Below are 13,290 nucleotides of genomic sequence, written 5' to 3' on the forward strand. Positions count from 1 at the left end.
AGTGGTCAAGATAGTGCAATTGTATCACTGATTCGCTATCGCTCAACTTGTTTCTGGTTCGTTTTCATCCCGTCACCTGAGTACAGGTAGGGTGCGGGACTTCCCACTCACATTCAGTTAAATTATTTAATTTTTAATCTAAAGTCTTAAATCTCAGACGGTATTAATCCGGCATTCTTGCCAGTGTCTGTTCCCAATGCACAAATATGGGCAGAAGTCAAACGCTTGTGGGTGACGGGAAATTAGTATTGGGCCGGGAAAACTCCTCCCGGCGCGCGGGAGTTGCTGTGCCGTTGGTTTTGGGTGAGGCAGGGTCTACTTGGTAAACTTGGATGCGATCGCGCCCAAGTCGTTTAGCTTCATATAGCGCTCGATCGGCTGCGGCAATCAGAATCGAGGCCCCCGATTCAAAGGCAGGAACCATACTCGCTACACCCAGACTGACGGTGACGTATTGGCTCACCTGAGAACCAGCATGAGGAAGCTGCAAAGCTGCGATTGTGAGCTGTATGTGTTCCGCTACTCGCACGGCTCCTTGAATCTCGGTATTTGGCAAAATTACGGCAAATTCTTCGCCTCCGTAGCGAGCTACTAAATCGGCGGGACGATCGACTGAACGGCCGATCGCGCTGGCGACTTGCCGCAAACATTCGTCTCCCCCTGGATGTCCGTAGGTATCGTTGTAACTTTTAAAAGAATCAATATCGCACAGAATCAGCGACAGAGGCGTTTGTTCCCTGGCTTGTCTGCGCCACTCAATGTCTAAATACTGATCGAACCGGCGGCGGTTTGCTAGCTGAGTGAGTGCGTCCAAAGTAGCCAAACGCTCTAACTTGAGGTTGGCTGCTTGCAATTGCTGGTAGAGTTCTGCTTGCTTGATCGCGATCGCCAACTGGGCGGCCAGATTCGACAGCAACTCCACCTCTAACTGCATCCACTGTCGGGGACGAGACTGGTGCGCCATCAGCAGCCCCCACAACTCCTCTCCTTGTACTAGCGGCACTACCAAATAAGCTTTCACGGCGAATTGTGCGAGCCAGTCAATTTGATATGGCGGCAAATCGGCCGCCGAGACATCGGCCACGGGTCGGATTGCTCGATGTTGGTACGCTTCGATATAGAACTCGTCAAAAGAGAAATTGTCTAGGGTTTCCCCCAGCATCGGCTTGCAGTTGGGAGCTACAGATTCTACTGTTACTGACCCCGTGGGTGCAGCGCAGAGATTGCCACTACAGGGGTGGAAGCGGACGATCATCACTCGATCGGCTTGAAGGAACTGGCGTACTTCGTTGACAGTCGTGCTGAGCACTTCGCCCAAATCCAGAGACTGGCGGATGTGCTGAGTAATTGTCGCCATCAGCAGTTCCCGTTCGTTTTGCTGCCGCAGCGCTTCTTCTGCCCGCTTGTACTCGGTAATATCTTGAGCGGTGCCGAAAATTTGTTCGGGTTCACCTGATGCTGTGCGGGCGAACACTTGATCGCGACAGCGGAACCAGCGCCATTCGCCCGATCGATGTTTCAGTCGGTACTCCAACTCAACAATGCTGCCGTCTTGAGCCTGGGGAAATTTTTGCAGGTGGGCCGCAACCTTCTCCAAATCTTCGGGGTACACCAAACTGGAAAACAAAGCCGTTTCCATCTGTAAAATTTCTTGGGGATGGTAGCCGAGCAATTTAAAAGCCTGACCGTTAACGTAGACGTTGCGCTGTTCGGTCAAATCGTAGATGTAGAGCAAATAAGGTGCCGCGTCTGCAATCTGCTGGATGAAATGTTGGCTCTCGCGCAATTCTTCCTCGATCCGCTGGCGCACTTGCACTTCTTCCAAAGCTTGATCCCGCATGGTGCGGTAAGCTTGGATGCGGTGAGTGAGGTCGGTCACGTCTTGAATCACCAACAGGGCGTAAAACGATTGGCCGTTCGATCCCAAAAAGTCGTAAGGCCAAATTGAACTCCCACTCTTTGAGGGCGCTGGAGAACCAACTGCTTCTGCTGGTGGTGCGATACCTTCTGGTTCCAACTCCACAGTCGATCGAACCAAGCCGATGACATCCAGTTCGGCAACGCCCGGTGGGAGTGCAGGGACAGCCGTCACAGTAGTTTGCTGGATGCGCTGCTGGCCGTCTTGCCAAGTTGCTGGAATCAGGTGCTTGTGAATTTGAGAAGAAAAAATTGTTGGCGGGCCTCCTGCAAAGATTTGCTCGAAGCGAGTTGCGTACTTTAGCTGGCTTAGGTGAGGAAAATGAGTTTTGATATTTGTTCCCAAGATTTGGTCGCGGGGAATTTTCGTCCAGTCTTCGAGACAGACATTCCAAAACAGCACCACAAAATCGTCTCGCAGCAAACACGCGCCGACTGGTACGCTGTCGAGAACTCCAAACTTTTCCTCAATAGTTTTGCTCTCTTGGATCATAGACCCCCGGCAAGTTGATTGATTGCAGTCAATAAGGTGTCAAAGGAATTGACATTGAAAATGAGGATGATATCTCCTTCAACGTGGAGTCTTTCAATAATGAAACGGGTCTGGGCTAATAAAACGACTGTATCAGTAGCCACACCGCCAGATGTCAACAAAGTAGCGATCGTCCCTTCCATGTAATTGGGAATTGAGTAATTCAGGCGTTGTTGAAGTACGTTGCTGATTGCACCCATTACCCCGTTAATGACAATATTTCCTACTTCACTCAGCGTACCAATTTTGACTGCATCTAGGTCGTGAGTTCCGGCTTCTTCCCCGGTCAGCATGGTGACTAGACTGGCTGCGCTGTTGGTAGGAAAGACTAGCTGAGCAATGCCTCCAAAGGAGCCTGTAAATTTGAGCTGGACGGCGGCGATTTGTTCGCCATTGAGGTGTCCCTCTAATTGTGCTTGTACATCGGCGGGACAAAGGATTTGGAGGGAGGGGATTTGCAAGCGAATGGGAGATTCGATCATATCGTTCAAAATCCCCGCAGCTTGACCGATACCGATGTTGACAAGTTCTTGCAAAGCATCGATCTGTCGATCGGTTAATTTCATTGGGTACTCTCCTCGCTGGGACTGAGAGCTTTTTTGATCCACCCGAGCAGTTCGTCTGAGTTGGGCATTTTGTGTATGACTGCTAGGGCTCCGAGATCGATACACTCGCAACGGGTGGTGGATTGAATGTCTGCGGTAATTACGATGACTGGAATTTTATATCCTCGATCGCGCATGGCTTGCAGGACTTCCCTACCTTCCATTTCCGGCATCAACAGATCCAAGAGCATACAGTTTGGGGTTTTAGTGGCCAGCAGTTCTAGAGCTTCCGGGCCGCTCGATGCTTCCCAAGTCTCGTATCCTTCTGCTCGCAGGATTTTGCAGATTACCCTGCGAGTCAACCACGAATCTTCGACAACGAGAATTGATGTCACTACGTTCTCCTCCTTCAATTGTTTAGGACTGACCGGCGTTGCAGGTACTGTTTTTATCTTGACAGTAGTTTAAACTGCACCGAGGGCGCGCGATCGAGCGATCGGTCGAATTGCTGTTCTTAAAAATTAACGCATTAATGTATTGAATAGTTGAGTATCTTTTTCTCTGAAAATAAAAAACCCGGTTTCTGAGAGAAACCAGGTTTGCGGGAACTGTATTGCTCCGTGCGAACCGGCGCTCAGTTATAGATTACCAAACGCTTTTTGAGGGACTCTACTCGTCCTTTAGCAGTGGCATTATCTGGATCGCAGGCGAGAGCTTGTTCGTACATTTCCAAGGCTTGAGATATTAATTTTTTGCGCTCGTAAGCGTGACCCAGATTATTGAGAGATGTAACGTATTCGGGATCCAACTTCAGGGCTTCTTTGTAATTGCGGATCGCGATGTCGTACTGTTCTTGGCCGAAGTGTGCAAAACCCAGAGCGTTGTAAATAAACGCTGGATTTTCATCGCCTTCTAATTCTTGGGCTTTCAGAGCTTTTTGAAACAGTACGGTAGCCTGCGAATAAAGCTTCTTATCTACATAGATACTTCCTAGTTGGTAGTATTCCTGTGCTGTGCCTTTTTCGGTGGTCAGCTTATTTTCTAAGCGTTCCAGAGACATTTCCAGCTTCCGAGTTTTGAGAATTTGGCGGACAATAAACCAGGAACTGCTGCCAAGTATAGCCAGCAGAACTGACAGGTAAACAATCAGCAAATTACTATCCATGTTTTTTTTAAATTAGGTAGGTCTGTGGAGGGTTTTATTTATTTTAATGCGCGAGCAATCTTGAAAATTTGCTGCAACTGTATAAAAAACACGTAGCGATCGAATAGGGCGATCGCGATTGCGGAAAAAGCAAGAATTCAGAAGTAAGAACAAAGAAGGAAAAGTTAGTCTCAACCTCCTAAATTTATCAGGAGTTTTCCTTCTCTGGCAGATAGCTAAATCTTTCCTACTTCTGCTTTTTTCCTGCTCAAAACCGATCGAGCTTTCAAGCAGCAGCTCGGTTGGCCATTTCTACCACTTTACCGAAAGTTGCCGGGTCAATGATTGCCATTTGTGCCAGCATTTTGCGGTTGATTTCGATATTAGCCTTCCTCATGTTGCCGATCAGCTTGCTGTAACTCGTACCGTGTAGGCGAGATGCGGCATTGATCCGAGCAATCCACAGGCGGCGGAAATCGCGCTTGCGTTTTTTGCGATCGCGATAACTGTTACGCAGGGCCTGCATCACCCGCTGGTTAGCTGTGCGGAACTGTTTCGACTGTGCGCCTCGGAAACCCTTGGCCAATTTGAGAATTTTTTTGCGGCGCGCTCTGGCGACATTACCGCGTTTTACCCGTGTCATTTTTAATTTCCGTTAAACTTTACAAGTATGGAAGCATTAACCGGACGTTAGCGTCGTTGGTCTCATCAATGACGACCAGCTTAGATAGACGGCTTTTGCGAGCTGAACTTTTGTGTTGCAGCAAGTGGCTTTTGTAGGCTTTGCGGCGCACAATTTTACCGGTGCCGGTCGCTCTAAAGCGCTTTGCGGCTGCTTTGCGAGTTTTGAGTTTTGGCATGAGCTGGTGTTATTTGGACACAAGCCTCAAAGGTATCACGTTTTTGGTACTTTCTGCAAGGGAGATTTGCGGCGATATGTCAGGATGGGCGATCGGCTAATCTTGCAGTTGTTGGTGGCAGTTGACACCGCGCAAACGAATGTGAGACCGCAGTAGCGGTATAATTAAGGGTTATACCCCTGGGTTATCCGCAGGGTTAATATTTGAAAGCTGCTGGTGAGGCACGATAATTAAATTGAAGATGCAACATTAATTATTGATTATGGCGCTTAGAGAGTCCCTTGAAAAAATCATGTTTGAATATCCAGTGGTCAGTAACGACAACTTCAAGGGACATTCATTTGCTCGTTATGTCAGAAATGTAGTGCCGAAATCAATAAGTGATTCGTTAAAATTACCAGAAATCTATAGGGTAAAAGCTTCTGCAGGTAATGGCTCTTGGGCTAAAGTTCCTTGGATAGCAATATTTAACAAGCTTGTGACTGAGAGTGTCATGTCGGGGTTTTACTGTGTTTATTTATTTCGCGCTGACTTCTCTGGCGTTTATCTTTCTCTCAATCAAGGAATAGCAGATAAAAGAGATCAGTTCGGACTTGGGGTGTCGAGAGAAATTTTAAGGGGTCAAGCAAAACTATTTAAAGATAAGCTTGGTTCTGACAAGCTCAGGGAATTTTCAGATCCTCTCGACGATCTTAAGCTTGATTCGATTCCAAAGACAACTACTGCTCGAAGGCTTGGAGTTGCGTATGAAGCAGGAAACATAGCATCGAAGTTTTATTCAAGGGAATCACTTCCTGACGATAAGAAGTTGGTAGGCGATGTTATGAAAATGCTTGAAATTTACTTCTCCCTGTTTGAGGAGGTTTCTTTGAAGGAGGAGGCTGATTCTGATTTGTTCCAGGAGGTTTCGTTGAAGAAGGAGGCTAAGAACAATGAAGCAGAAAGAGAATGGTTTGAAGATCCGACAAAGTATAGACTTCATCGAGTAACAGAACGAAATCAGACGTTATCTAGAAAAGTTAAAGAGTTGCAAGGATATGAGTGCAAAGCTTGCGGTTTTGATTTTGAGTCTCGATACGGAGAAATAGGCAGAGGATACATAGAAGCTCATCATAATGTTCCAATTTCCAACTTGAGCGGGGCAAAGATTCAACTAGATCCGCTTAATGATTTTACTGTGCTATGCTCAAATTGCCATAGTATGATTCATCGAATTAAACCAACGCCAACCGTAGAGGAGTTTAGGCAAAACTTGAAGATGTAGTATGAGTAAAGGCGTTTATATCAAAAAAAATAGGCTAGCCGTATTTCACAGCGCCTATCTCAATCAAAATTATAATGGCTCCCCGCAACGCCGTCTTACCTCAGCTTTTGACCTGGTATTTTACCAGGTGGGCACCGTTGGCTCGGACTTAAAGTTTCTGGGTACAAGCCCAGTTTACTGCTGTCCAAACATCTTGATTCCCGAGAGTTAAGAGTTATAGATCAAAAAAACATTATTGGCAGTCACCAACGTCGCAGTAGAACCTTTATTTAATATACAGCAACTAACCAGATTTTGGCAAGCTTTGAGCAATTTAAGCTGCATACCAGATGGATTCTACGGTTTGAGCGATCGCACTCGCGGACGTTTCCCCATTTTGCACCGATTCTGCGTCGAGTACAACTGTAACGTGACCGAGTTTGCGACCGGGACGCGATAGTTTCTTACCATACCAATGTACAAAAGCGCCACTAATTTGTGCCAGTTGTTTTCGTTTTTCTACATAATCGGACTCGGCAGACTCGTACCCGAGCAAATTTACCATCACAGCACCTGCACATTTCAAATCGCAATTGCCTAAAGGGAGTTGACAAACTGCGCGCAAATGCTGTTCAAATTGTGAAGTTTCGCAAGCATCGATGGTGAAATGTCCCGAGTTGTGGGTGCGGGGGGCAATTTCATTGACTAACAGCTTATTGTCGGCGGTTAAAAATAATTCTATGCCGAATACGCCGACAGCTCCCAAACTATTGAGGAGAGTGCGGGCGATCGCACCAGCTTCGGCTTTCACATCTAAACTAATATCGGCGGGCGCGATTACCACCCGACAAACCTGATTTTGCTGTTGGGTTTCGACAATCGGATAGATCGCTATTTCTCCAGCGGGCGATCGAGCAGCAATCACGGCCAACTCGCGATCGAACGGCACATACTCTTCTACCAGTAAAGACTGACCTTTAAGTTTAGCACTAATCGACTCAAAGCTCTCCCGATCCTTGACAATAAAAGTACCTTGGCCGTCATAACCGTGGCGGCGAACTTTGACGACAAAGGGAAAATCTCTCGCCCAAAAATCCGAGTCTCCTTGCGTCTGTGCGCTGTCGGAAACAGAAATTGCCAAATTGTCGATCGCCACTTCACTCAGGATGCGATCGTCCCCCGCACCCGTTTGCATCTGCTTCCCCTGCGATTTCCGCCCCAAATCTAGGTGCAAAGAAGCCAGATTATTGATCGCCATAAACCTCGGAATTGGCAAACCTAAATCTTTTAAATAACAGCGCTGCACGTACTTATCCAACAACGGAGACAGTGACGACAAACCAGGCAAGAATAACACACCTTGCTGTTCCAAAACACGCAAACCATCCAAATCTACAAACTCATTTTCAAAAGTAACAACATCACAGTCATCCGCCAAATGAGCCGTAGCCAAAACATCATCAACAGCCGCCAAAACAGCACCCGCAGCCACAGCCACAGCCGGGTCAGTAGCCTCGGGAGTTTGCACTACCAATTCCACGCCAAGCGCCCTAGCAGCATTCCCCATCATCGCAGCTAGCTGGCCGCCACCGACAACGCCCACCCGCTTAAATTTGGCAGGCGAACTTGCAGCGGTTAGATTTGATTTCATCTGAATAAAATTCCTTGTATCAACCTGACTATTTTATCCCAATTTGTCCTCGAATGAATTACATTAATTGAACATTTGATAGCTAGAAAATACTTTTATCTACTAGCTGTTTTAGAAGTTCTACCTCTAAAATATCTGCGGTGAAACTCTTTAAATATTGCACGAACCCAGCCGTTGGGAAACAGCGGTTGAGTCGCAGCATTGCAGGAAAGTGCCACATCTAGCAATTGCCTAGCGCCAAGCATGGCATAATTGAGGGCGCTGCAAAAAGCAGATAGACAGGTGCAAACACTGAAAATCAAACATTCAGAGAACAAAATTTATAGGTGAGGATGCTGTGAAAGTTTTGGTTGTGGGGAATGGAGGTCGCGAACACGCGATCGTAAAAAAACTGCTAGAATCTACGCGGATTAAACAAGTCTTCTGCGTACCTGGCAACGGTGGCACAGCTACCACCAAAGGCTGTCAAAATCTGTCGCTCAACATCGACGACTTCCAAGGCATCGAACGCTTTGTGATGGTCAACAACATCGGATTAGTGATCGTCGGGCCCGAATTGCCCCTATCGCTAGGCATCGTTGACTACTTCCAACAAAAAAAAGTGATGATTTTTGGCCCCACTAAAGCCGGTGCCCAAATAGAATCGAGCAAATCCTGGGCCAAACAATTGATGCTCGACGAAGGCATCCCCACACCCAAAGCTGCGGTATTTACAAACGCAGAAGCCGCCAAAGCCTACGTTGTGGAGCAAGGAATTCCCATAGTCATCAAAGCAGACGGACTCGCATCAGGCAAAGGAGTCACCGTTGCTACTACCATCAAAATGGCTCACAGTGCCATCCACACCATTTTCCGCGGCGAATTCGGCAGCGATAACATCCGAGTCGTTGTCGAAGAATTTTTAACAGGTCAAGAAGTCTCGATTCTCGCCCTCACCGACGGAATCGTAGTAGAACCCCTGCTGCCGGCCCAAGACCACAAAGCCATCGGCGAAGGCGACAAGGGAGCCAACACAGGCGGTATGGGAGCCTACGCCCCAGCCCCAATTGTCACCCCGGAACTGATGGAAAGGATTCAAACAGAAATTCTTGAACCTACCGTCGCAGCGCTGCAAAAACGCAATATCGACTACCGGGGCGTTCTCTACGCAGGTTTAATGATTACAGCGGAAGGAGAACCGAAAGTCTTAGAATTTAACTGCCGTTTCGGAGATCCCGAAACTCAAGCGGTTTTGTCCCTCTTGGAAACTCCCCTGGAAGATTTGGTGCTGGCTTGCTGTCAGCAGCGTCTCGGCGAATATCCCAACATTCGCTGGAAGTCGGGGGCTGCTGTGTGCGTAGTTTTGGCTTCGGGGGGCTATCCTGGAAGTTACCAAAAAGGCAAAGTTATTACAGGTATTGAGGAAGCTGAAGCCAAAGGTGCAGAGGTGTTTCACGCCGGTACTCAGTTGAAGCAGCAGTTAGTTACCGAGGGCGGCCGCGTTTTGGGCGTGACTGCGACGGGGGAAACTTTGGAACAAGCTATAAACAAAGCTTACACAGCGGTAGATTGCATCCAATTTGAAGGTGTCTACTGTCGCCGCGACATCGGCCGTCGAGCGCTGGGCGATCACAGCAATTAGGCATTGCGCGATCGACCGCCATCGGAAAGCCAAGCATTCTCAAAGTAGAAGTGTAACAATGAAGTTTGGCATCTCTGCGGTGGCGGTAGCGGACAAGTCGCTGCAGAAAATTCGATCGACCAAAAACTCTATTAAGCAAATTTACCTAATTAAACGTGAAATATCGATCGCTAAAAAGATTGCTGTGTATATCTTCTTCCCTTTTACCTTGTTGCCCGATCGCTAATGACCCATGACCCATGACCCATGACGAAAAGCGAGCGGGGACACTCGCACTACTGTTAACTGATGACTAATGACTACTGACTAATGACTACTGACTAATGACTACTGACTACTGACTACTGACTAATGACTTAATCTTGTTTTTAATATTGAACTGGTGAACTGGTAAAATGCTGGCCATACTAAACAAAATCGGAGAAATTATTGCCCGCTGGTGGTCTGATTTTACCCTCCAGACTCGCCTGATGGCTGCTGCTACCCTCGTAGTTTCGTTAATTATGAGCGGCTTGACTTTCTGGGCCGTTAATACTATCCAGGAAGATGCCCGACTTAACGATACCCGCTACGGCCGCGACCTCGGCTTGCTGTTATCGGCAAATGTGGCGCCAATGATTGCGAAGAACGATCGCTCCGAAGTCGCCCGCTTTTCCCGACAATTTTACAGCAGCACCTCCAGCGTCCGCTATATGCTGTACGCCGACGAAGGAGGAGATATTTTTCTGGGGATACCTTTCTCCGAATCCGAGGTGCGTACTTCCCTGACACTGCGCCGCCAAATTAAACTCCCGGATAATTTTATCGCCGACATTGAGGCGAGAAATTTGACTTCTGTGCCTTTGGTGCGGCAGCATTTGACGCCCGATGGAGAAGTTACCGACGTATTTGTGCCGCTAATTCACGAAGACAAATATTTGGGAGTTTTGGCGATCGGCATTAACCCCAATCCCGCAGCAGTTATCTCTTCAAATCTGACTAGGGATGTCACATTAGCAGTATTTGTCACGATTTGGGTGATGGTAATTTTGGGCGCTGTATTTAATGCCCTGACCATAACTCACCCGATCAAACAATTAGTTTTCGGAGTCAAAAATATCGCGGGCGGGAATTTTAAGCAGCGAGTTGACCTGCCTTTAGGAGGAGAATTGGGTGAGTTAATCGGCAGTTTTAACGAGATGGCTGAAAAACTCGAAAGTTATGAAGAACAAAATATTGAAGAGTTGACAGCGGAAAAAGCGAAGTTAGAAACTTTGGTTTCAACTATTGCTGACGGGGCGCTGTTGTTAGATGCGAATTTGCAGGTAATTTTAGTCAACCCAACGGGCCGGCGGATTTTTGGATGGGAAGGTAAAAATGCGATGGGAATTAATGTGCTGCAGATTTTACCAGCAGAAGTGCAGCGCGATTTGGCAAGACCCCTGCAGGAAATAGCTGCGGGCGATCGCGAAGGCGGCGAATTTCGGATTTCTCTAAAAGAACCAGTCAACCGTACAATTCGGATTCTGCTAACCACCGTAATTCTCCACAAAGCCCCTGGTGCAGAACCGCTGTGCAAAAGCTGCGTCCGCGACGAAGAAAATACCTGTACCGAGTCGCAACGCCCGATCGCAGTAGAGTGTACTTTCTACGAAGAAGCCTCCAAACATCAAGGTTCTGGACAGTACCGAGAAAGTCTAAAAGGCATCGCCATGACAGTGCAGGATATCACCCGCGAAGTAGAATTAAATGAGGCTAAAAGCAATTTTATTAGCAATATTTCTCACGAATTGAGAACGCCTTTATTTAATATCAAATCTTTTATTGAAACTCTCTACGAGTACGGAGAAGACCTGCAAGAAAGCGAGCGCCGGGAATTTCTAGAAATTGCCAATCGAGAAACCGATCGCCTCACCCGTTTAGTCAACGACGTGTTAGACTTGTCGCGCCTGGAATCCTGCCGAATCTATGAATTAGAGGCGGTTGACCTCCCGCAAGCAGTTGAACAAACCCTGCGGACTTATCAGTTAAATGCCAAGGATAAAGGCATCGAATTAGAGCAACAAGTTGACCCGTGTTTGCCGCCCGCTTTAGGTCATTACGATTTGCTGCTGCAAGTATTTGCAAATTTAGTAGGAAATGCCTTAAAGTTTACCGAGGCTGGCGGCAAGGTGGCAATTCGAGCGTATTTGATAGAGTCGGAGGAGACAACCCACAAAGACGACACATCCGGGAACCACAACTTATTACCTAATTCCATAGATTTTCCGGTAGTGCGGATAGAAATTTCTGATACTGGTATTGGTATAGATACCGCCGACCAAAAAGCAATTTTCGAGCGCTTTTTCCGGGTAGAAAACCGAGTTCACACTCTAGAAGGAACGGGATTAGGTCTTTCGATTGTCCGCAACATTATTGACAAGCACCACACTAAAATTAATTTAGTGAGCGAAGTTAATGTGGGTACGACTTTCTGGTTTGACTTAGCAGTTTATCAGCCAAAACAATCACTAGATATGGAAAATGCTTGGCCGGTGCAAGCACAAGTTGAGACTGAAACAACTTCGACGAGTCATGTTATATAGATTCCGGTTGCACCGTCAGGTGATTGTTGACTGTTGACTGTTGACTGTTGATTAGGAATCAAGAAGAAAGCAAATTAGTTAGATTGGGATTTTTTAACTGCAGATATCAGCCGATGAACACAGATGAACGCCGATGGGATTTTATCTGTGTTTATCGGCGTTGATCTGCGGTTAAACCCACATTTCTATAGTTTCCGGTAGATGGGGTTCTAATTATATCAAGACCTAAGAAAGAGTCTTTCTAGCACGTTCCGATCGCTCTTCTGCGGTATCCATCACATCAGCCATTTTATCCACCATTTCCCCTGGATAATTTTCCAGTACCCGAGTGGAAAGGGAAATCCGCCCGCGACCTTCGTCGAGGTCAACTACCAGCGCCTTTATAGGTTGACCGGGAGCAAAAACCTGTGCCAGGTTATCAATATATTTTTGGCTGATTTGCTTGATGTGGAGTAAACCGCTAACTCCTTCCAAGTCCACAAACACGCCAAAAGGCTTGATGCTGCTAACTTTTCCTTCCACTAACTGACCGATTTGCAACTGACTGAAGGCGCTCGATTGAGCGGCCATCCGCTGGGAAAGTACGAGTTTGTCTCGATCGCGATCCACTTCCAAAAAATTCACCGTCAAAGATTGACCAATTAGCGATTCTATGTTATCGCGTTGGGCTAAGTGCGATCGGGGAATAAAACCGCGCATTCCCTCAACGTCCACCGTCACGCCACCCTTATTCGCGCCAGAAACCCGCACCTGAAGCACTTTACCAGTTTCCTGCAATGCAACTAAATCTTCCCAAGCTTGCTGAATTTGTAACTGTTTCAGAGACAGAGTAACTTGCCCGTCTGCGTCTTGTTCGCGGATAATTAAAAAGTCCTGTTCCTCGTTTAGCGGAACCACTTCCGACAAATCCGTTACCGTTCTCAAAGCAGCCTCTGCGATCGGCAAAAAAGCCGAAGACTTGCCGCCGATATCAACATACGCACCGTTTGAGTCGTACTCGAACACTTTGCCGCGCACGACTTGTCCCTTTTGGAACTCGTAATTGTGCTGTTCGAGGGCTTTAGCAAAATCATCCATTGAAAAAGATGCTTTTGCGCTTTGAGAACCTGTAGATTTGGAATTCATGTCAGTTTATTTATCAGTTGTCAGTTGTCAGTTGTCAGTTGTCAGTTGACAGTTGTCAGTTGTCAGTTGTCAGTTGACAGTTGTCAGT

At 47.1% G+C, this 13,290-nt stretch carries 13 protein-coding genes and 1 other RNA gene; 4 read left to right on the forward strand and 10 right to left on the reverse strand.

From position 1 onward, the window contains the following. Nucleotides 1-217: 217 nt before the first annotated feature. The 6 genes from QUB13_RS23110 to rpmI all read right to left on the reverse strand — a co-directional run bounded on the left by QUB13_RS23110 (nt 218) and on the right by rpmI (nt 4,998). On the reverse strand, nt 218-2,410 hold the full coding sequence (locus tag QUB13_RS23110; RefSeq protein WP_333385326.1) for a sensor domain-containing diguanylate cyclase: 2,193 nt from the start codon (nt 2,408-2,410) through the stop codon (nt 218-220). After that, a complete protein-coding gene (locus QUB13_RS23115) occupies nt 2,407-3,015 on the reverse strand; it encodes a chemotaxis protein CheC (RefSeq protein ID WP_333091225.1) in 609 nt (202 codons plus the stop codon). The genes QUB13_RS23110 and QUB13_RS23115 overlap by 4 nt, the downstream gene beginning before the upstream one ends. Beyond that, nucleotides 3,012-3,389, reverse strand: coding sequence for a response regulator (locus QUB13_RS23120; protein WP_194009996.1), 378 nt, complete (start codon nt 3,387-3,389; stop codon nt 3,012-3,014). The genes QUB13_RS23115 and QUB13_RS23120 overlap by 4 nt, the downstream gene beginning before the upstream one ends. Nucleotides 3,390-3,628: 239 nt before the next feature. After that, nucleotides 3,629-4,159, reverse strand: coding sequence for a tetratricopeptide repeat protein (locus QUB13_RS23125; RefSeq protein WP_194009997.1), 531 nt, complete (start codon nt 4,157-4,159; stop codon nt 3,629-3,631). A 265-nt stretch (nt 4,160-4,424) separates the two neighbouring features. After that, complete coding sequence (gene rplT / locus QUB13_RS23130) at nt 4,425-4,781, reverse strand: 50S ribosomal protein L20 (RefSeq protein WP_194009998.1); 357 nt, start codon at nt 4,779-4,781, stop codon at nt 4,425-4,427. Between the two features lie 19 nt (nt 4,782-4,800). After that, on the reverse strand, nt 4,801-4,998 hold the full coding sequence (rpmI, locus tag QUB13_RS23135; RefSeq protein WP_194009999.1) for a 50S ribosomal protein L35: 198 nt from the start codon (nt 4,996-4,998) through the stop codon (nt 4,801-4,803). A gap of 262 nt (nt 4,999-5,260) precedes the next feature. Here rpmI and QUB13_RS23140 point away from each other — a divergent pair, with 262 nt between their 5' ends. Beyond that, nucleotides 5,261-6,262 carry an MrcB family domain-containing protein gene (locus tag QUB13_RS23140; protein ID WP_333385330.1) on the forward strand — a complete coding sequence of 334 codons (1,002 nt, stop codon included), beginning with the start codon at nt 5,261-5,263 and terminating at the stop codon, nt 6,260-6,262. 75 nt (nt 6,263-6,337) lie between these two features. On the opposite strand, the gene ssrS is transcribed toward QUB13_RS23140, so the two are convergent. From ssrS to QUB13_RS23155, 3 genes are all read right to left on the reverse strand, one after another. Continuing rightward, nucleotides 6,338-6,525: non-coding RNA, 6S RNA (gene ssrS / locus QUB13_RS23145), on the reverse strand. A 50-nt stretch (nt 6,526-6,575) separates the two neighbouring features. Then, nucleotides 6,576-7,892 (reverse strand): 5-(carboxyamino)imidazole ribonucleotide synthase, encoded by a 1,317-nt coding sequence (locus tag QUB13_RS23150; RefSeq protein ID WP_333385333.1) that lies wholly within the window; start codon nt 7,890-7,892, stop codon nt 6,576-6,578. A gap of 82 nt (nt 7,893-7,974) precedes the next feature. Next, nucleotides 7,975-8,112: a hypothetical protein gene (locus QUB13_RS23155; RefSeq protein WP_333385336.1), complete on the reverse strand. Its 138-nt coding sequence runs from the start codon at nt 8,110-8,112 to the stop codon at nt 7,975-7,977. Between the two features lie 117 nt (nt 8,113-8,229). On the opposite strand from QUB13_RS23155, the gene purD reads away from it, so the two are divergent. From purD to QUB13_RS23170, 3 genes are all read left to right on the forward strand, one after another. Next, nucleotides 8,230-9,513, forward strand: a complete 1,284-nt coding sequence (purD, locus tag QUB13_RS23160; RefSeq protein WP_333385339.1) for a phosphoribosylamine--glycine ligase — start codon at nt 8,230-8,232, stop codon at nt 9,511-9,513. A gap of 58 nt (nt 9,514-9,571) precedes the next feature. After that, nucleotides 9,572-9,739, forward strand: coding sequence for a hypothetical protein (locus tag QUB13_RS23165; RefSeq protein WP_194066192.1), 168 nt, complete (start codon nt 9,572-9,574; stop codon nt 9,737-9,739). A gap of 169 nt (nt 9,740-9,908) precedes the next feature. Then, nucleotides 9,909-12,077 (forward strand): ATP-binding protein, encoded by a 2,169-nt coding sequence (locus tag QUB13_RS23170; RefSeq protein WP_333385344.1) that lies wholly within the window; start codon nt 9,909-9,911, stop codon nt 12,075-12,077. 225 nt (nt 12,078-12,302) lie between these two features. Here QUB13_RS23170 and QUB13_RS23175 read toward each other — a convergent pair whose 3' ends face one another. Further along, nucleotides 12,303-13,202, reverse strand: a complete 900-nt coding sequence (locus tag QUB13_RS23175; protein ID WP_194010007.1) for a S1 RNA-binding domain-containing protein — start codon at nt 13,200-13,202, stop codon at nt 12,303-12,305. Nucleotides 13,203-13,290: the final 88 nt, after the last annotated feature.

Origin of the sequence: Microcoleus sp. B4-D4 (assembly GCF_036705185.1) — a bacterium.
GTDB lineage: Bacteria > Cyanobacteriota > Cyanobacteriia > Cyanobacteriales > Microcoleaceae > Microcoleus.